Here is a 16,500-nt window from a genome sequence, read left to right as displayed (position 1 = left end):
AATGGAAACCCTCCTAGTCAAATCAGGGAATTATATTTATTATATGAAATCTTACTATTCTATATTCAAATGATGTTAACATTAATAAATTTGTAAAGTGCAAAAATTGGCATCATTTTGTATAATAGAAGAAATAGTTATAAAAATATAAAAAGAAAGGGAGGGATACAACATGCCAAATTGGATGAAAAAGACACTCGTCGCGTTAATTACTGTATTAACATTTGGATTAGTAACACCTCCTTCTGTACTGCTTGGTACTGCAAAAGCGGACAAGCCTACAAAACAACAAAATCTAGAACAACCGTCGTATACACTGGATGAAAATTTAAACGATATAAGCTCAGAAGCATTCCTTTCCTATGCGATGCAAGAAGCAGAGCGGCAATCGATGGAGAAGTTCGGATCGAAAATCGGTCCAGTAATTGAAGATGAGTTTAAAGATATTATATTGCCGAAAATAGAAGAAGCACTTGCAGACCTTGCGAATCATACACCAGAAGATTCACTGCAGTCTTTAGCAATTTCACAAAAACCAGCCGGTGGGAAAAATGAAAAGATTTTCCATGTTTATAATACAAAAACTGGAGATGACTTACTTCGTTTTCACGTAAGAAGAGATCATCCACCGCAAGATGGTTATTATTTTAATTTTCATTATCATCGTTATGATGATGACTTTATAGCACACCACGAGCTTGGTGATATTTATTGGAATACGAATACACCGCCGCAATGGCTGTCATAGAAAAATGAGAACAAGGAGATATACCTTGTTCTTTTTTGTAAACAAAAGGTTATATCAATTTGAAAGAGAATTCTTAAGTGTAAAAAAATATGATAGCAAGGAGCATTGGCAATGAGTAAATATGTTATGTTTGATTTTGACGGTACCTTAGTAGATTCTAAAGATATCTTTATTCCTATTTTTAATGAAATAGCAGAGAAACACCGTTTTAAACAGGTAAAAGAAGAGGATGTTGAGGCATTACGGAAGTTATCAATTCCAGAGAGATGTAAATTGCTTCACGTGCCTTTATATAAAATTCCTATGATCGCATTAGAGTTCTATAAATTATATCAGCCATCGATTCAAAGTCTTTCTTTATTTGATGGAATTAGAGATGTTTTGCAGACGTTGAAAGAGAGTGGCTATGAAATTGTCATTGTATCATCGAACGCTGAGGAACATATTCGGGAATTTTTACGTCAAAATGAAATTGATTATATTCATAATGTTTTTTGTTCTAACAATATTTTCGGAAAAGACAAGGTAATAAAGAAATTTTTAAAAGCAAACAAACTAAAAAATTCAGATGTGATTTACGTAGGAGATGAGCTTCGAGATATTGTATCTTGCAAAAAAATTGGTGTAGAAGTGATTTGGGTAAGCTGGGGATATGATGTGATAGAAACGGTACAGGCTGAATCTCCGAATTACATAGCGAATGTACCAGAAGAAATTGTAAGTGTTGTACATTCAAAATAATGTGAAGCGGGAAAGGGAGCAAGGGAGTATGTCGGAAAAAACGTTTGAACCAGGTATTCACCATATTGAATTTTGGGTAGCAAACTTAGAGGAGTCTATTGAATTTTATCGTCAATTATTTTCGATTATTGGCTGGAAACAACTAAATGAAACAGCTTTTAGTACAGGGAAAACAGAAATTTATTTTAAAGAGATTGATGCAGAGCTTGTACGAACATTAGGGCCAAGACATATTTGTTATCAAGCAATGAATCGTTCTGTAGTTGATGAAGTAGTAAGTTTTTTACATAATGTTCAAGCTACAATCATTCGTGGTCCAATAGAAGTAAAAGAGTATTCAGAAGGATATTATACAGTAGATTTTTATGATCCAAACGGTTACATCTTAGAAGTTGTGTATGCGCCGAATATGGAGATGTAAATGGAGTATAAGTAGAATGACTTCTATTAGTTAAACAAACTATAATTAGAAGAGGATACTATGATCAAGATTATCGAAAATTCTCTTAACACTTAAATTAGCAAGAATGATTCACTCTTTATTAAGAAATACATCAAAAAGGATGTAATAGGAAAGTAGAGACTTTCATCTCAAAACAAGCAATGCCTAGGAGGAGCATTGTTTGTTTCATTCACCTTATGCAATTTTTGTAACAACAAGTGAAGGATTGTCATAACCGGAAACTCCTGAACCACCACCAGCAACTGAAGTAAAACGAAGAGATACTTGATCTCCTGCATTGAGATTTCGCTGTATGGTTTTAGATGGGATCGATACAATAGTTAGAAAAGCATTATCTATTGGATTGATTATAAAAGGATTGATTATAAAAGCCGCAAAACTTGTCAAATCATCTACGCCATTAACATTTGCAATAACTGTCACAACTTCGGATTGGGCGCTAGCATTGACAGCTATAGCAATAACAATACTAAATTCGATACTATAAACTCCCGTACTTAAAACAGTAATAGTATTTGTTGCAAGATCTAGAATTGTTCCGGATGATGGTCCTGGTGGTACCATAAATTATCAAACTCCTTTATTTATATTTAGTATATTAAATGAAAAAGGAGTTTTTTGCTTGTATGCTTGTCCAACATAATTTATAAACACGAATACCTCATTCATATGAGGTTGATATAACATAATATTATCGGAATTTTCCCTCATCATTTGTGAGGCAAAGATTCTCGTCCTTCCTTATATAGGTTTTTTAACAGGAAGTAATACTGCATCAAATACAATGTTTATCAAATTACAAACACAGACTGCAGTTCAAGTTGGATTATCTCCAGTCTTATTAGCTTGTATTCAAAACGTAAGTTCCTCTTTCATGACGATGGTTAATCCTTCTAGGATAGCATTAAGTACTTCGATTTGCCAGGTTAGTAGTAAAGAAAATGAGATGCAAAAACAAATGACGCTTGCGGGATAAAGATAAAAACAACTTACGAACATACATTCTTTTGTTAAAATTTACATGGGATAATATGGAGGTGGATTTGATATGGAATTAAGGAATATAAATATTTCAGAGCGTATGGAGCACTATAATGTATCTGGTTTAAGCATTGCTTTCATTGAAAATGGTGAGGTGCATATGACAAAAGAGCTTGGTGTCATGAAAGCGGGAACGAATAGAAATGTAAACAGTAATTCTATTTTTAATGCTTGTTCGATTAGTAAGTTTTTAACAGCAATGCTAGTTTTAAAGCTAACCGAACAAGGAATCTTTCATTTAGATGAGGATATAAATAATAGACTTATATCTTGGAAGCTTTTTGAAAATGAATATACGCAAAATAAAAAGGTTACGTTACGAACATTACTTAGCCATCAATCTGGAATTATCGATCCTGAAGGGAGTTTTTGCGAATATAATTCCACTCTAGACGAACTTACAATGGGTGAATTATTAGAAGGGAAAACACCATATTGTAAAGAACGTATTGAAGTGAATTATGAACCAGAAAGTGACTTTCAATATTCCGATGCAGGTTTTTGTATCATACAACAAGTAATAGAAGATGTTTGTGGTAAACCTTTTGAGGTGTTAATAGATGAGCTTATATTTGAACCGTTACGTATGAAAAACAGCACATTTGGACCAATAGCATTAACTGGAAGTAATAGACAATTTTCTTGTGGTCATAATAAAAAAGGAGAAGTCGTTTCGAGCGGATATCCAATTTATCCATATCCAGCAGCTTCCGGACTTTGGACAACACCAACAGATTTAGCTATTTTGGTAATTGAAGTAATGAACTCGTTAAAAGGTAAAAGTAAAATTGGTCTTTCTGAGATTCAGGTAAAAGAACTCATTACTTCACAAGGCTGTAAAGAATGGGCGGGTTTAGGTGTTTTTCTTGATGGTACAGGACAAGAAATTGAATTTTCTTCACTTGGTTGGGGGATAGGATTTCAAAGTATGCTCGTAGCTTATCCATATTTAGAAACAGGTGTAGTTATTATGACAAATACCGATTTAGAGGTTCATCAAATGAAGGGTATTATTGGAGAAATTTTAAAATGAGATTTTTGTTTTAATCTCTTCGCAATTCCATGAGTAAATTGCAGTCGAACCCTTTCACAGAATGAATCATATAGTGATTTAAACAATCCTTGATAAAGTAGGTGAAAATATGCCGTCTCTTGTTGGAAACTTAGTCGTACAAAATAGTAATGGTTCTTTTAACTTAGGAGACTTCTATAATGTATCTCCGAAAGAAAATACGAAAGCTTATAACGGATCCGGTTCATCTAACGTTGCTTTTGTTCTTAATACTTTTAACGGTGTAAGCGGTACGAATACATTTGATTCAGATGTAGCTGATCAAAATCAAATTGGAACAGTCTAAAATTATTTATCCTTTTCTCTCCACTGCATAATATTTCAAAGCCCGTTTATACTACAGCTAGTTTCAGCGAAGCGATCTTATATATCTTTTGTAGAGCAGTTAGCTATTGCTAGCTTTTTTTATTGAATTTGTACCACTTTCGTTTTCCTTCATTACGATAATCCTCAAAAGGATCAAATTTTACGGACATGAGTAAGTATCCGTTAAACAGCTATTATTTTTTATTATTATTTATTATAAATTGTATTCAGTTCCATACGGAATCGTTGAAATAGATATTCCATATTGTGTACTATGCATTGGATAATAATATTGCAAGTAATAAGGTTGCATACTTTGTTGCATTTGTTGCGCCTGTTGTTGTGCTTGTAATGCTTGTTGAACAGCTTGAATTGTACTTTGCGCTCCGCTTTGCGTTACACTAGCACCATACCCAGCAGGAATTCTCATTTGGTTGTTAAGATAAGGATAAAACATTATTACTCAACTCACTTTCGTATAAGTTTCTACAAAATATGTTATGAAGATTAATTTTGGAAAGTGTAAAAAATGAATTTTCTAATTCGTTACCTCTTGTACGCCGTGAGTTAAGGCTAATGCAAAGAGAGTAAGGTAACGTGTTCATTTATGGGAAATCTTTTGTAGGATTTTCTAAATGTAGAAATGAAGGAGGAATATCCTCTAAAGGAGTGATTGCTTTATGTTAGGAAAATGGTTGAATAAAGTAAGAGAACCAAAATGTATACATAAGTATATATTCATTAACACTCAGGATAGTGAAAATTTTAAAACAGGGCAGATGGGGACAGCTAGCTTTTATAAGTGTGAAAAGTGTGGAAAAGAAAAAATTGATTATAAATATAATAATGATATAAATATTAACCCTTGGAATATATAAAATAACTTGCTTAAAGAAACTTCATATCTTTTATATTCTGTCCTTGTATATGAAAAATTGGTTAGAAATATTTGTTACTGTACATGAGGTTACGTAGAGGTCTTATGAAACAAAAAAGTACACCACTATATAGAAGAGTGATGTACTTTTTTTGGTTTTGAGAAAAATTACAAAAATAAAAATGCTAGTTATTTATTTTCGTAAACAGAAGTGGCTTGGTGCTTAACGTTGCTGGGAGGTGTATTTTCAGTTCGTGCAGTTCACCAGCTGGATTCATTTCATAAGAAATTAATATGTCCATTTCTACTTGGAAAAGATTCCATTTCGTATTGAACATATCATAGTGGTGATGGTTCATTTCAATGTCGAATGACGCAAATTTTAAATTTAATGATTCATTTCGTTTGTGTACTTCAATTGTGCCGTAAGCAGGGTGTTCGAACGTTCCTGTATAATCTTTTAACGGATGGGAAAGAACAGTTTCCTTTACTTGTGGTAGCGGTTTGTTCATTTCTTTCATCATTTCTTGAAACTTTTCCGTATCTTCTATCGAACGTTTGTGCCAGTCAATTGGTTCTAATTCAAGCAATTCATCATAAATTTGATGTGCAAGATATGGAGGGAGTAACGTGTTACCACGGTTCGTTAATATGACAAGACCAATATTATGTTCTGGCATAAAGGAGACAAATGCTGAAAATCCATCGATATTCCCTCCGTGATAGATTTCCTTATGGCCGCGATAGGCAGTAATAAACCAGCCAAGACCGTAACTGTTTACTAGAGTTTCTGGCATAGTGAACATTGGTGCATCTGGAATCGGGATATGCGGTGTATACATTTGCTCAAGCAGATTTTGCGCAAGAAGTTCATGTTCGCCAACTTTTCCTTTATTTAAATGCAGTAACACCCATTTTGCCATATCCTCAATATTAGAGTTCATACATCCAGCAGCACCAATTGTATTCAGATTGCAAAAAGGTACTTCTGTTATGTTTCCATCTTTCTCGATGTAAGGAAGTGCATGGTCATTTGATTTTTGTGAAGTGGTTACTGAGAAGTTTGTATGTTCCATTTGAAGTGGATTTAAAATATGTTCTGTTGTATATTGTTCCCAGGTTTCATTTGTAATATTTTCTGCAATAGAGCTAATTGTAGCATACATTAAGTTGTTATATAAAAATGCAGAGCGGAACGGTGCATCTAGCTCTAAGTGGCGAAGGTTTTCAACGATATTTTTTCTACTTAAGGAGTCTGCGCGCCATAGTAAATCGTGGCGACTGACACCGGTGCGGTGAGATGCAAGGTCACGAGCTGTTGTTTGTGCGCTTGCTAGTGGATCGTGAAGTGAAAAAGTTGGAATATACGATTGTACTGGTGTATCCCAATTAAATTTTTGCTGCTGCTCGAGCAAGCTTAAAGAAAAAGTACCAAATGCTTTTGTTGCGGAACCGATTGCAAATAATGTTTTTGGTGTAACGGGTTTTTTATTTTTTGTATTACGGTACCCATAACCTTCTGACAGCATTACCTCTCCATTCTTTACGATGGCTACTGCCGCTCCAGGGACCTTTAAATCTTTCATCATGTTTTGGATTGTCGTATGTAATTTACTTGTAAGAGGCATTTCAGTTTTTTGCATAGTAAAACCTCCACTCATATATTTTTACTACCGCACTATAGTTTCTTGAAATAGATAGGAAATCCCTTTTTCTTTTTAGCAGAAAGATTGACGAAAGTATGTCAGATTTTAAAGGTGTAAAAATATTTAAATAATGAGTTTTTGCGTGTGTATTCTATATTAAAGAGTTTTTATAAAAAAGTCCGTGTGAAATTCGAAGGCATATATGATAAACTCCATATAGGAAAAAATAATGTTACATAAAGCAATTGTGAAAGAAGGTTACTTGATGAAACACGCAGAGTATGAATATTTAAATATGTGCCGTCATGTTATGGAAAACGGTACGAGAAAAGAAGACCGCACTGGTACAGGAACAGTATCTGTATTTGGGTATCAAATGCGCTTTGATTTAAGTCAAGGTTTTCCGTTACTTACGACAAAACGTGTGCCGTTTCGTTTAGTAGCGAGCGAACTTCTTTGGTTTATGAAAGGTGATACAAATATTCGTTATTTGCTGCAGCATAATAATAATATTTGGAACGAATGGGCGTTTAAGAACTGGGTAGAGAGCGATGCATATACAGGTCCAGATATGAACGATTTTGGACTTCGTTCCCAGCAAGATGAAGAGTTTAATAAGCAATACAATGAGCAAATGGAATTATTTAAAACAAAGGTGCTTGAAGATGATGAATTTGCGAAGCGTTACGGTAATTTAGGTGATGTGTATGGAAAGCAGTGGCGTGCATGGAAAACGGCTGCTGGAGAAACGCTTGACCAATTACAAGATGTAATTGATATGATTAAGAAAAATCCTGATTCCCGCCGCCTTATTGTGTCTGCATGGAATCCAGAAGATATACCAAGTATGGCATTGCCGCCTTGTCATACGTTATTCCAGTTTTATGTGGCAGACGGAAAATTATCTTGTCAGTTATATCAACGCAGCGGGGACATTTTCCTAGGTATTCCGTTTAATATAGCAAGCTATTCTTTATTAACACATTTAATTGCCCATGAATGCGGCTTAGAAGTAGGAGAATTCGTTCATACAATTGGTGATGCTCATATTTACACAAATCATTTTGAACAAGTGAAAACACAATTAGCACGTGAACCACGTCCATTCCCAACGTTAAAGCTAAATTCAGATGTGAAGTCTATCTTTGATTTTGAAATGAATGATCTAACGTTAGAAGGATACGATCCACATCCTGCAATTAAAGCACCAGTAGCAGTGTAAACAAAAATAGGGGGGATATAGATGATTTCATTACTTGTAGCAATGGATAAAAATCGACTAATCGGTAAAGACAATCAATTACCTTGGCATCTACCGGCAGATTTGGCGTATTTTAAAAAAGTAACGATGGGTCATCCGATTATTATGGGAAGAAAAACGTTTGAATCTATTGGCAGACCGTTACCCGGCAGAACAAATATCATTTTAACTCGTAATCAAAATTATGAAATGGAAGGCTGTAAGGTCATTCATTCTATTGATGATGTGAAGAAAATGGACGAGCAAATGATTGATGAACTCTTTGTAATTGGCGGTGCAGAAATTTTTAAAGAAGTGCTTCCTTTTGCTGATCGCTTGTATATTACACAAATTGAAGAGGTATTTGAAGGTGATACATTTTTCCCAGAAATAAACTACAATGAGTGGGAAGAAATATCTGTAATACAAGGCGTGACAGATGAGAAAAATCCATATACATACGCTTATCATGTGTACGGTAGAAAAAAATAAGGAGAGAGAAGATTGGTGTGTTACATACCAATCTTCTTTTGCTGTTGCCTATGATGAAATGTCTTTAATAAAGTGATGCAGATTGGAAGCAGCATACAGAAACCTGTTACAAAAAAGGCTGTTTTTAAGTCAAAGATATCATGTAGTAGTCCAGATAAATAAGCCCCTATTCCTCCGCCCAAAACAGCGAGTAACGTCTAAGTTGCAAATACTTACCCTAAATACTGTTCTTCGCATGATTGTTGAATATAGACTTGTGCCAACACAACACTTAGATTAAATGTAATACCTAGTAAAAAGGTCGCAATAATACTAAGAGATGGAGACGGAACACCTAATAGAAAAAATAAAATGCCGCTCATACTTATAAATCTAATATAGGCTTTCTTATTGTTTAACTGTTCTCGGTATTTTGATACTTGTGTTGCTCCGAGTATACCTCCAGCAGCAAAAATTGCTAAATATACTCCCATGCCCCCATGTTTGATCGTGCTCCAATATTAGAAATAAATCTCCCGAAAAAATATATACAGAGATTCCTACCTTTTCTTAGTACAAGCCACAACTTTGTATCGACTCCTTTTTGATTCTATATTAAGAAAAGAAAAAATTAAAACAAAGTCTTATATAAAAATTTTCTGAATGTTATAATGATGATATAAAGAACGGCGCATATTGCGTCGTTTTTTTTATTGGATTAATTTTGAGAAATTGGATTTTTATAGTATGATAGTTTCGAGAAATAAAGGAGGAAGAAATGTGAAAAAGATATGGGGAATACTTCTTATTTTTTCATTGCTACTAGTAGTAGGCTGTGGGAAAGAAGAGAAGCCAGAACAAGCGATGGATACATATGTAAAAGCATGGAATGACAAAAAATTTGATAAAATGTATGATCAGTTATCAAAAGAGGCAAAGCAGTCCATTTCAAAAGATGATTTTGTAAAGAAATATGAAAATGTGTATACAGGAATTACAGTGAAAAATTTAAAAGTTGCTGCAGAACCGAAAAAAGAAGACAAAAAAGATGAGAAGGACAATGCGAATGTACCTTTTAAAGTTAGTATGGATACAATTGGTGGGAAAATCTCATTTGAAAATGAGGCAAAACTTGTGAAAGAAAAAGATGGAGATAAGGACGTCTGGAAAGTTGATTGGAATCCATCATTTATTTTTCCAACTATGAAACAAGATGATAAAGTACTTGTTCAATCATTTTCGCCAAAGCGCGGTGAAATTTCTGATAGGAACGGAAGTGGATTGGCGACAAATGGGAAATCCGCAGAAGTTGGAGTTGTACCTGGGAAGTTAGGCGAATCAGCACAGCAAACGAAAGAAACGTTAGCGAAGTTATTACAAATGCCAGTTGAAGAGATCGAAAAGAAATTAACAGCGAAGTGGGTACAACCAAATTACTATGTACCACTTTCTATTTTACCAGAAGGTGCAAATGAAAATGATTACATATCTATGCCTGGTGTAGCAACGCGCACAGTAAATGTTCGGACGTATCCTTTAGGAGAAGCTGCCGCTCATTTAACGGGCTATATGGGCAAAGTAAATGCAGATGATTTGAAGAAATTAGAAGGAAAAGGATATAAAGCGGATGATCCTATTGGAAGAACAGGCCTTGAAAGCGTTTTTGAAGATAAACTCCGCGGGGAAAAAGGTGGACGTGTTTATATTGCCGATGCAAAAGGAAAAGAGCTAAAAGAGCTTGCAAAAAAACCAGCGAAAGATGGCGAAAATATTACACTAACGATTGATGGAAATTTGCAACAAAAGATTTATGCAGAAATGAAGGGTGAGGCAGGTTCAAGTGCAGCAGTACATCCGAAAACAGGGGAAACATTAGCGCTCGTAAGTAGTCCATCATACAACCCGAATGTTTATATGAGAGAGTCAGCGAAAGCAGAGCGAGAAGCTTTAAACAATGACCCGAAAAAGCCAATGACAAATCGCTTTACACAAGTATACGCACCGGGCTCAGTTTTCAAAACGATTACAGGAGCAATTGGTCTTGAAACAAAAGCACTTAATCCGAAAGAATCTCTTAAAATTGATGGTATGAAATGGGCAAAAGATTCTTCTTGGGGTAACTATTATGTAACGCGAGTAAAAGATGCAAATCCAGTAGATTTTGAAAAAGCAATGATGTATTCCGATAACATTTATTTTGCGCAGGAAGCATTGAAAATTGGTAAAGATAAATTTACAGAAGAAGCGAAGAAATTCGGACTAGGTGAAAAGTTACCAATTGAATATGGATTTGCAACGTCGCAAATCGCAAAAGATGGCATAAAAGGTGATATTCAACTTGCAGATACAGGATATGGTCAAGGACAAGTTTTAATGTCATCTCTACACGTTGCACTATCATATGCGCCAATTGTAAATGAAGGAAATATTCCATCTCCGCATCTTGTGAAAGATGATAAGCAAGTAAAGGCGTGGAAAGAAAAAGTGATATCTAAAGAGAACAATGATATTTTGAAAAACTCTTTAATAAAAGTTGTAAATGATCCAGAAGGAACGGGTAAAGTTGCAAAATTAGATGGTATTACACTTGCTGGAAAAACAGGAACAGCTGAATTAAAAGAATCAAAAGAAGCAGATGGTAAAGAGTTAGGATGGTTTGTAGCATTTGATGCAAATTCTCCAAATATGATTATCTCAATGATGATTGAAGATGTAAAAGGAAGAGGCGGAAGTAGTATTCCGGCTGAGAAAGTAAAGCATGTATTAGGGCAGTAATGGAAAAGGAGTTATCTCGTTCATAAGCGAGATGGCTCCTTTTCTATATGGTTATTTACTTACTAAAAAAAAGTAACTATTTTTTCATTGACAAGAAAGCGTTAATTAGGTATTATTACTTACGTAAGGTAAGTGATTTACTTTTTTGTTAAAAATCTCGAATTAAAGATATCTATGAAAAAGGGAGAGAAATGAACATGTCAAAAGTATTATTTATTACAGCAAATCCAAATCCAGCAGAAGTATCATTCGGTATGGCGGTAGGAGAAGCATTTATTGAAGCATACAAACAAGCGAATCCTCAAGATGAAATTTTAACAATTGATTTATTCCATACAAACGTACCTGTAATTGATGGTGAAGTGCTTGCTGCTTGGGGGAAACTTGGAGCAGGAGAAGGCTTTGAAACATTAAGTGAAAGCCAACAACAAAAAATTGCAGCTATGAACGGAAACTTAGAAACATTTATGCATGCAGATAAATATGTATTCGTAACACCGATGTGGAATTTAAGCTATCCACCAGTTGTAAAAGCATACTTAGATAACCTATCAATTGCAGGAAAAACATTTAAATATACTGAAAATGGTCCGATCGGTTTATTAGAAGGCAAAAAAGCACTTCATATCCAAGCGACAGGCGGTGTGTATTCTGAAGGCCCGTATGCAGGAGTGGATTTTGGACGCAATCACTTAAAAGCAATACTAGGCTTTATGGGAGTAACGGATGTCGAATATATCGCAGTAGAAGGTATGAGCGCAAATCCTGCGCAAGCACCTGAAATTAAAGAAAGAGCTATTGAAAAAGCTCAAGAGTTAGCAAAACAATTCTAATCTATTATATTATGAAAAATGTCCAAACGATTGTCGTTTGGACATTTTTTCTTCTTTTTCCTTCGTTTGTCTAGTATAATGAAGAACGGAATGACAATATGTGGGGGTTCTATATGATTCAGACGTTTTTTAAAATTTTGTACTTAATTTTAATTGTAATTGGTATTACACCAAGAATGTGGCGTTTAAAACGAAAGATACATACACTACCAGTACAAGAAAAAGATCAGCTAGTGTATCAAACAACAAATTGGTTTGGCAAGAAGATGATTCGTGTAGTTGGATCAACAATACAAGTGAATGGACTCGAAAATGTGCCACAAGATAAGCCGGTACTGGTTGTAAGTAATCATCAAAGTGATATGGATATTCCTGTTTTACTAGGATATTTAAATAAGCCAATTGGCTTTGTTTCGAAAGTAGAAATTAAAAAGTTTCCACTTGTTTCAACATGGATGGAAATGATGAATTGTGTATTTATGGATCGTAAAGATCGACGTCAATCGTTGCAAGCCATTAAAAATGGGATTGAACTGTTAAAACAAGGGCACTCTATCGTGATTTTCCCTGAAGGTACTCGTAGTAAGGGTGGTGAAATGGGAGAATTTAAGGCTGGTAGTTTCCATCTTGCTGTAAAAGCGGGTGTAGCGATTTTACCTGTAACATTGGACGGAACGTATAAAATGTTTGAAGCAAACGGTAATCGAATGAAGCCGGCGCATGCAACAGTCACAATTTCGAAACCAATCACTGCAGAACAATATGAAAATATGGATATTAAAGAATTAGCGAAATATACGCAAGATATTATTGCAAGTCAGTTAAAAAAGTAAGTAAAAAAGGTCTCAGCTATAATAAAAGCTGAGACCTTTTCTTATGCTACAGGTAATACATAAAATAAAACGCAGAAAAACATCATCGTGCTTCCGCCTAATACGAAGACGTGCCAAATTGCATGGTTAAATGGGAGCTTCTCCCATAGGAAGAAGATAGCACCGACAGAGTATAAAATTCCGCCAATTAATAATAATGAAAAACCGCTCCCCGTTAAGTTTTCATATAGTGGTTTAATAGCAACGATAATGAGCCATCCCATCAGGACGTAAAATAAAGTTGATAGTTTAATAAAGCGACGTACAAAAAAGATTTTAAAAATAATTCCTGCAATTGCAAGTGTCCATATAATCGCAAGTAATGTCCAGCCTAGTGGCCCGCGTAGTGTAACTAGTAAAAATGGTGTATATGTGCCAGCAATTAACAAATAGATGGCTGAGTGATCTAAAATGGTGAATAATTTTTCCACTTTTGGATGATGGATGCTATGTAATAGCGTTGAACATAAATACAGTAAAAACATGCTCACACCATATACAGTAAACCCTACAATTGCTGATGCAGTTCCATGTTTTGATGCATGAATAATTAAAATAATTAACGCAGGAATACTTAAAATGGCACCGATGCCATGTGTAATTGCATTTGCAATTTCTTCTTTAACAAATTGAGTCATTCGAGTCATTTTTTTAGTCATGTTTCGACCTCTTTCTCATGAGTGAAATGAAGAGTATAGTTTCATTCACCATATCATATACAACAGGAATAGGAAATAAAAAATGTATAAAGATTATATTTTCAAATTTTTCAGACAAAAAAATAATGGATACATTGACGTTTACAGACTTTTTTGACAAAATGAAATTAATTGAAGATAAGGAGGAAGCAGTATGCCGAATATTGGGTTTCCAGGATTAATTTTAATTTTAATTTTAGCATTAATTATTTTTGGACCAAAGAAATTACCGGAAATTGGACGAGCATTTGGAGAAACCTTAAAAGAATTTAAAAAATCTGCAAAAGGTCTGCATGATGATATAGACGAGAAAAAATGAAGTTTTTTATCAGTAGGAAGGAGTTCCTGCTTATTATTAGTTAAATGAAACGGATGGCTACGGCCGTTTGTGAGGGGAAAAAGGTGTAAGAGGAGCTTGCATCTTTTTCCCAGTTACCAGAGAAATGGGTGAGAATATGAACAATCACGAAATGAGCATAGTAGATCATCTTGGGGAGTTGCGAAAACGACTTATTATTACAGCAGTGGCATTTTTATTTTTCCTTATTATTGGTTTTTCTTATACAAAAGAGATTTATAGTTTTATTGTGAAAGATTTACATATGAAATTAACAGTTCTTGGGCCAAGCGATATTTTGTGGATTTATTTTGTTATTGCAGCTGTGTTTTCAATCGTATGTACTATTCCAATCGCAGCTCTACAGCTTTGGTTATTCGTCAAGCCAGCATTGCTTCCGCATGAGCAAAAAATGACGCTATTATACGTGCCAGGATTATTTATATTATTCATTGGTGGACTATGTTTCGGATACTTTATTATTCTACCATTTGTACTCAATTTTTTAGTTAGTCTTGGTGATGAAATGTTTCAAACGATGTTTACAACAGACAAGTATTTTTCTTTTGTTATGAACATGACCGTACCATTTGCTGTAATTTTTGAATTGCCTGTTGTAACAATGTTTTTAACGAGCATTGGGATTTTAAATCCAGTAGCACTACAAAAGATTAGAAGATATGCATACTTTATATTAATTGTTATTGCGGTTTGTATTACACCACCTGATTTTATTTCGGATTTTTCCGTAGCAATTCCACTGTTAGTAATTTATGAATTAAGTATTACGATGTCAAAAATTGTATATAAAAGAAAGATAAAACGAGAATTACAATCTTCATCGAAAAGTGCTTCTTTATGACGGGCACTTTTTTTATTTCTTTGTTATACTATTGATGTAAGCGTATACAATATAAAGAAGAAAAAAATAAAGCTTCTCCAAAATTTAGACAAACTTTTTGTCTTTGTCGGTTTATACTAACATTATAAATCAAAAAAAAAAAGAGGATTGATATCGTGATTATGAAGAGTTTTTATTTCACTCATCCAACAGGAAAGTGCGTAAAGGTGGTTGAAATTCCAGTATTACAAACACAGCACCCATTAGCGTTTCAAATTCAGTCGCGTCTTCAGCTCTTTATTTCTAAAATACAAAAACAAAAACAACCAAGGTTTTCGTACTCATTTCGAGAATATTTGCAGAGTTGCTTAAAATGGAATGATTATTCAAATGTATATGAAATAAATACGTTAGAAAAAAATGCATAGGAAAAACTCGCGGCAGAGAAAAAGAGCTCTGCCGTTTTCTTTTTAGGCATAAAAAACAAGAATTTCGTTGGAAAATTACCTTAAACTGTTGAAAGCAGTAGGATTACTAGTATAATAACAGGGAGAGCGTAGTGGAAAGGGAAGAAATAAAACATGCAAAAAATTAAAATTGTCACAGACTCAACGGCGGATTTATCACCAGATGTGATTGAGAAATATGATATTCATGTTATCCCATTATCAATTTCTGTGAACGGACAAACTTATTTAGATCGTGTAGATTTACAACCAGATGAGTTTATTGAAGAAATGCAAAAATCAGAAGAATTACCTAAAACATCGCAGCCAGCAGTTGGCTCATTTGTAGAATTGTATGATCGCTTAGGAGAGGACGGCAGTCAAGTTCTTTCGATTCACTTAACAAATGGATTAAGCGGGTCAGTTGCAACGGCAAATAGTGCAGCAACAATGACAGATACAAAAGTAACAGTAGTAGATTCTTTATTTATTAGTCATGCTTTGGCTTATCAAGTAATTGAAGCAGCGAAAATGGTGCAAGAAGATCGTTCTTTAGAAGAAATTTTAAAACGTATTGAAGAAGTTAGAAAAAACACACGTCTATTCGTTGTTGTTGATACGTTAGAGAACCTTGTCAAAGGCGGTCGTATCGGTAAAGGAAAAGCAATGATTGGATCTTTATTGAATATTAAGCCAGTTGCTAGTATTGACGATGGAGTCTATAATCCGATTACTAAAGTACGTAGCCAAGGACAAATTGTAAAAACTTTGACGAAAATATTTGAAGAGGATATAGCTGGTAAAACAGTAAAAGCAGTTGCGATTCCACATGCAAAAGCATTACCATTAGCGCAGAAAATGAAAGAAGCAGTTGAAAAAATTAGTGGATTTACACAATCTGAAATCTTTTTTACAACACCTGTTATTAGTACACATACAGGTGTTGGAGCAATTGGATTTTCGTATTTTGCAGAATAGAAAAAAGCTACTTGATTATATTCAAGTAGCTTTTTTCGCAGAGTGTTGGGAAACCCTTCAGGATTTCCGACACTCTGGGAATTATTGATTTGTTAATGAACAAAAGAACTAGAAA

At 34.4% G+C, this 16,500-nt stretch carries 22 protein-coding genes; 16 read left to right on the top strand and 6 right to left on the bottom strand.

What is annotated here, in order from left to right:
* Nucleotides 1–172: 172 nt before the first annotated feature.
* The 3 genes from PLX19_RS20870 (at nucleotide 173) to PLX19_RS20860 (ending at nucleotide 1,910) form a co-directional block, all read left to right on the top strand.
* Nucleotides 173–748, top strand: a complete 576-nt coding sequence (locus tag PLX19_RS20870) for a YpjP family protein (protein WP_272190751.1) — start codon at nucleotides 173–175, stop codon at nucleotides 746–748.
* A gap of 111 nt (nucleotides 749–859) precedes the next feature.
* Nucleotides 860–1,489, top strand: a complete 630-nt coding sequence (locus PLX19_RS20865; protein ID WP_272190750.1) for an HAD-IB family phosphatase — start codon at nucleotides 860–862, stop codon at nucleotides 1,487–1,489.
* 28 nt (nucleotides 1,490–1,517) lie between these two features.
* Nucleotides 1,518–1,910, top strand: a complete 393-nt coding sequence (locus PLX19_RS20860) for a VOC family protein (protein ID WP_272190748.1) — start codon at nucleotides 1,518–1,520, stop codon at nucleotides 1,908–1,910.
* Between the two features lie 216 nt (nucleotides 1,911–2,126).
* Here the strand turns inward: PLX19_RS20860 and PLX19_RS20855 are convergent, their stop codons facing one another.
* Entirely contained in the window at nucleotides 2,127–2,516 is a 390-nt protein-coding gene (locus tag PLX19_RS20855) for a hypothetical protein (RefSeq protein WP_272190747.1), read from the bottom strand.
* 121 nt (nucleotides 2,517–2,637) lie between these two features.
* Between PLX19_RS20855 and PLX19_RS20850 the strand changes: the two genes are divergently transcribed.
* The 3 genes from PLX19_RS20850 (at nucleotide 2,638) to PLX19_RS20840 (ending at nucleotide 4,351) form a co-directional block, all read left to right on the top strand.
* Nucleotides 2,638–2,928 (top strand): L-lactate permease, encoded by a 291-nt coding sequence (locus tag PLX19_RS20850; RefSeq protein ID WP_334313774.1) that lies wholly within the window; start codon nucleotides 2,638–2,640, stop codon nucleotides 2,926–2,928.
* Between the two features lie 72 nt (nucleotides 2,929–3,000).
* A complete protein-coding gene (locus tag PLX19_RS20845) occupies nucleotides 3,001–4,026 on the top strand; it encodes a serine hydrolase domain-containing protein (RefSeq protein ID WP_272190746.1) in 1,026 nt (341 codons plus the stop codon).
* Between the two features lie 109 nt (nucleotides 4,027–4,135).
* Nucleotides 4,136–4,351, top strand: a complete 216-nt coding sequence (locus PLX19_RS20840) for a spore germination protein (RefSeq protein ID WP_272190745.1) — start codon at nucleotides 4,136–4,138, stop codon at nucleotides 4,349–4,351.
* Between the two features lie 234 nt (nucleotides 4,352–4,585).
* Here PLX19_RS20840 and PLX19_RS20835 read toward each other — a convergent pair whose 3' ends face one another.
* A complete protein-coding gene (locus tag PLX19_RS20835; protein ID WP_272190743.1) occupies nucleotides 4,586–4,828 on the bottom strand; it encodes a DUF3947 family protein in 243 nt (80 codons plus the stop codon).
* Nucleotides 4,829–5,051: 223 nt separating this feature from the next.
* On the opposite strand from PLX19_RS20835, the gene PLX19_RS20830 reads away from it, so the two are divergent.
* Nucleotides 5,052–5,249, top strand: coding sequence for a hypothetical protein (locus PLX19_RS20830; protein ID WP_272190742.1), 198 nt, complete (start codon nucleotides 5,052–5,054; stop codon nucleotides 5,247–5,249).
* A 184-nt stretch (nucleotides 5,250–5,433) separates the two neighbouring features.
* On the opposite strand, the gene PLX19_RS20825 is transcribed toward PLX19_RS20830, so the two are convergent.
* Nucleotides 5,434–6,891, bottom strand: coding sequence for a serine hydrolase (locus tag PLX19_RS20825; protein WP_272190741.1), 1,458 nt, complete (start codon nucleotides 6,889–6,891; stop codon nucleotides 5,434–5,436).
* A gap of 268 nt (nucleotides 6,892–7,159) precedes the next feature.
* Here PLX19_RS20825 and PLX19_RS20820 point away from each other — a divergent pair, with 268 nt between their 5' ends.
* Both PLX19_RS20820 and PLX19_RS20815 read left to right on the top strand, forming a co-directional pair.
* Nucleotides 7,160–8,116 (top strand): thymidylate synthase, encoded by a 957-nt coding sequence (locus PLX19_RS20820; protein ID WP_272190740.1) that lies wholly within the window; start codon nucleotides 7,160–7,162, stop codon nucleotides 8,114–8,116.
* Nucleotides 8,117–8,137: 21 nt separating this feature from the next.
* A complete protein-coding gene (locus tag PLX19_RS20815) occupies nucleotides 8,138–8,626 on the top strand; it encodes a dihydrofolate reductase (protein WP_272190739.1) in 489 nt (162 codons plus the stop codon).
* 20 nt (nucleotides 8,627–8,646) lie between these two features.
* On the opposite strand, the gene PLX19_RS20810 is transcribed toward PLX19_RS20815, so the two are convergent.
* Together PLX19_RS20810 and PLX19_RS20805 are read right to left on the bottom strand one after the other, a co-directional pair.
* The gene (locus PLX19_RS20810) at nucleotides 8,647–8,808 is read right to left on the bottom strand and encodes a hypothetical protein (protein WP_272190738.1); all 162 of its coding nucleotides are present in this window, start codon (nucleotides 8,806–8,808) and stop codon (nucleotides 8,647–8,649) included.
* Between the two features lie 30 nt (nucleotides 8,809–8,838).
* On the bottom strand, nucleotides 8,839–9,099 hold the full coding sequence (locus PLX19_RS20805) for a hypothetical protein (RefSeq protein WP_272190737.1): 261 nt from the start codon (nucleotides 9,097–9,099) through the stop codon (nucleotides 8,839–8,841).
* Nucleotides 9,100–9,385: 286 nt separating this feature from the next.
* On the opposite strand from PLX19_RS20805, the gene PLX19_RS20800 reads away from it, so the two are divergent.
* From PLX19_RS20800 to PLX19_RS20790, 3 genes are all read left to right on the top strand, one after another.
* Nucleotides 9,386–11,380 (top strand): penicillin-binding transpeptidase domain-containing protein, encoded by a 1,995-nt coding sequence (locus PLX19_RS20800; protein ID WP_272190736.1) that lies wholly within the window; start codon nucleotides 9,386–9,388, stop codon nucleotides 11,378–11,380.
* A gap of 197 nt (nucleotides 11,381–11,577) precedes the next feature.
* Entirely contained in the window at nucleotides 11,578–12,213 is a 636-nt protein-coding gene (locus tag PLX19_RS20795; protein WP_272190735.1) for an FMN-dependent NADH-azoreductase, read from the top strand.
* A gap of 113 nt (nucleotides 12,214–12,326) precedes the next feature.
* A complete protein-coding gene (locus PLX19_RS20790) occupies nucleotides 12,327–13,046 on the top strand; it encodes a lysophospholipid acyltransferase family protein (protein ID WP_272190734.1) in 720 nt (239 codons plus the stop codon).
* Between the two features lie 41 nt (nucleotides 13,047–13,087).
* On the opposite strand, the gene trhA is transcribed toward PLX19_RS20790, so the two are convergent.
* On the bottom strand, nucleotides 13,088–13,744 hold the full coding sequence (gene trhA / locus PLX19_RS20785; protein WP_272190733.1) for a PAQR family membrane homeostasis protein TrhA: 657 nt from the start codon (nucleotides 13,742–13,744) through the stop codon (nucleotides 13,088–13,090).
* A 193-nt stretch (nucleotides 13,745–13,937) separates the two neighbouring features.
* Between trhA and tatA the strand changes: the two genes are divergently transcribed.
* From tatA to PLX19_RS20765, 4 genes are all read left to right on the top strand, one after another.
* Nucleotides 13,938–14,102, top strand: a complete 165-nt coding sequence (tatA, locus tag PLX19_RS20780; RefSeq protein WP_035430399.1) for a twin-arginine translocase TatA/TatE family subunit — start codon at nucleotides 13,938–13,940, stop codon at nucleotides 14,100–14,102.
* Between the two features lie 124 nt (nucleotides 14,103–14,226).
* A complete protein-coding gene (gene tatC, locus PLX19_RS20775) occupies nucleotides 14,227–14,982 on the top strand; it encodes a twin-arginine translocase subunit TatC (protein ID WP_272190731.1) in 756 nt (251 codons plus the stop codon).
* Between the two features lie 155 nt (nucleotides 14,983–15,137).
* Complete coding sequence (locus PLX19_RS20770) at nucleotides 15,138–15,389, top strand: DUF2535 family protein (RefSeq protein ID WP_020060705.1); 252 nt, start codon at nucleotides 15,138–15,140, stop codon at nucleotides 15,387–15,389.
* A gap of 153 nt (nucleotides 15,390–15,542) precedes the next feature.
* Entirely contained in the window at nucleotides 15,543–16,385 is an 843-nt protein-coding gene (locus PLX19_RS20765) for a DegV family protein (protein WP_272190728.1), read from the top strand.
* Nucleotides 16,386–16,500: the final 115 nt, after the last annotated feature.

This window comes from Bacillus sp. BP-3, assembly GCF_028401955.1.
GTDB lineage: Bacteria > Bacillota > Bacilli > Bacillales > Bacillaceae_G > Bacillus_A.
Note: the sequence above shows the minus strand (reverse complement) of the source record. Positions and strands in the feature narration are given on the sequence as shown.

What these genes read in the sequence shown, in the direction of transcription:
- PLX19_RS20870 (WP_272190751.1), top strand. Translation starts at nt 173, where the DNA reads ATGCCAAATTGGATGAAAAAGACACTCGTCGCGTTAATTACTGTATTA.
- PLX19_RS20865 (WP_272190750.1), top strand. Translation starts at nt 860, where the DNA reads ATGAGTAAATATGTTATGTTTGATTTTGACGGTACCTTAGTAGATTCT.
- PLX19_RS20860 (WP_272190748.1), top strand. Translation starts at nt 1,518, where the DNA reads ATGTCGGAAAAAACGTTTGAACCAGGTATTCACCATATTGAATTTTGG.
- PLX19_RS20855 (WP_272190747.1), bottom strand. Translation starts at nt 2,516, where the DNA reads ATGGTACCACCAGGACCATCATCCGGAACAATTCTAGATCTTGCAACA.
- PLX19_RS20845 (WP_272190746.1), top strand. Translation starts at nt 3,001, where the DNA reads ATGGAATTAAGGAATATAAATATTTCAGAGCGTATGGAGCACTATAAT.
- PLX19_RS20840 (WP_272190745.1), top strand. Translation starts at nt 4,136, where the DNA reads ATGCCGTCTCTTGTTGGAAACTTAGTCGTACAAAATAGTAATGGTTCT.
- PLX19_RS20835 (WP_272190743.1), bottom strand. Translation starts at nt 4,828, where the DNA reads ATGTTTTATCCTTATCTTAACAACCAAATGAGAATTCCTGCTGGGTAT.
- PLX19_RS20830 (WP_272190742.1), top strand. Translation starts at nt 5,052, where the DNA reads ATGTTAGGAAAATGGTTGAATAAAGTAAGAGAACCAAAATGTATACAT.
- PLX19_RS20825 (WP_272190741.1), bottom strand. Translation starts at nt 6,891, where the DNA reads ATGCAAAAAACTGAAATGCCTCTTACAAGTAAATTACATACGACAATC.
- PLX19_RS20820 (WP_272190740.1), top strand. Translation starts at nt 7,160, where the DNA reads ATGAAACACGCAGAGTATGAATATTTAAATATGTGCCGTCATGTTATG.
- PLX19_RS20815 (WP_272190739.1), top strand. Translation starts at nt 8,138, where the DNA reads ATGATTTCATTACTTGTAGCAATGGATAAAAATCGACTAATCGGTAAA.
- PLX19_RS20805 (WP_272190737.1), bottom strand. Translation starts at nt 9,099, where the DNA reads ATGGGAGTATATTTAGCAATTTTTGCTGCTGGAGGTATACTCGGAGCA.
- PLX19_RS20795 (WP_272190735.1), top strand. Translation starts at nt 11,578, where the DNA reads ATGTCAAAAGTATTATTTATTACAGCAAATCCAAATCCAGCAGAAGTA.
- PLX19_RS20790 (WP_272190734.1), top strand. Translation starts at nt 12,327, where the DNA reads ATGATTCAGACGTTTTTTAAAATTTTGTACTTAATTTTAATTGTAATT.
- trhA (WP_272190733.1), bottom strand. Translation starts at nt 13,744, where the DNA reads ATGACTAAAAAAATGACTCGAATGACTCAATTTGTTAAAGAAGAAATT.
- tatA (WP_035430399.1), top strand. Translation starts at nt 13,938, where the DNA reads ATGCCGAATATTGGGTTTCCAGGATTAATTTTAATTTTAATTTTAGCA.
- tatC (WP_272190731.1), top strand. Translation starts at nt 14,227, where the DNA reads ATGGGTGAGAATATGAACAATCACGAAATGAGCATAGTAGATCATCTT.
- PLX19_RS20765 (WP_272190728.1), top strand. Translation starts at nt 15,543, where the DNA reads ATGCAAAAAATTAAAATTGTCACAGACTCAACGGCGGATTTATCACCA.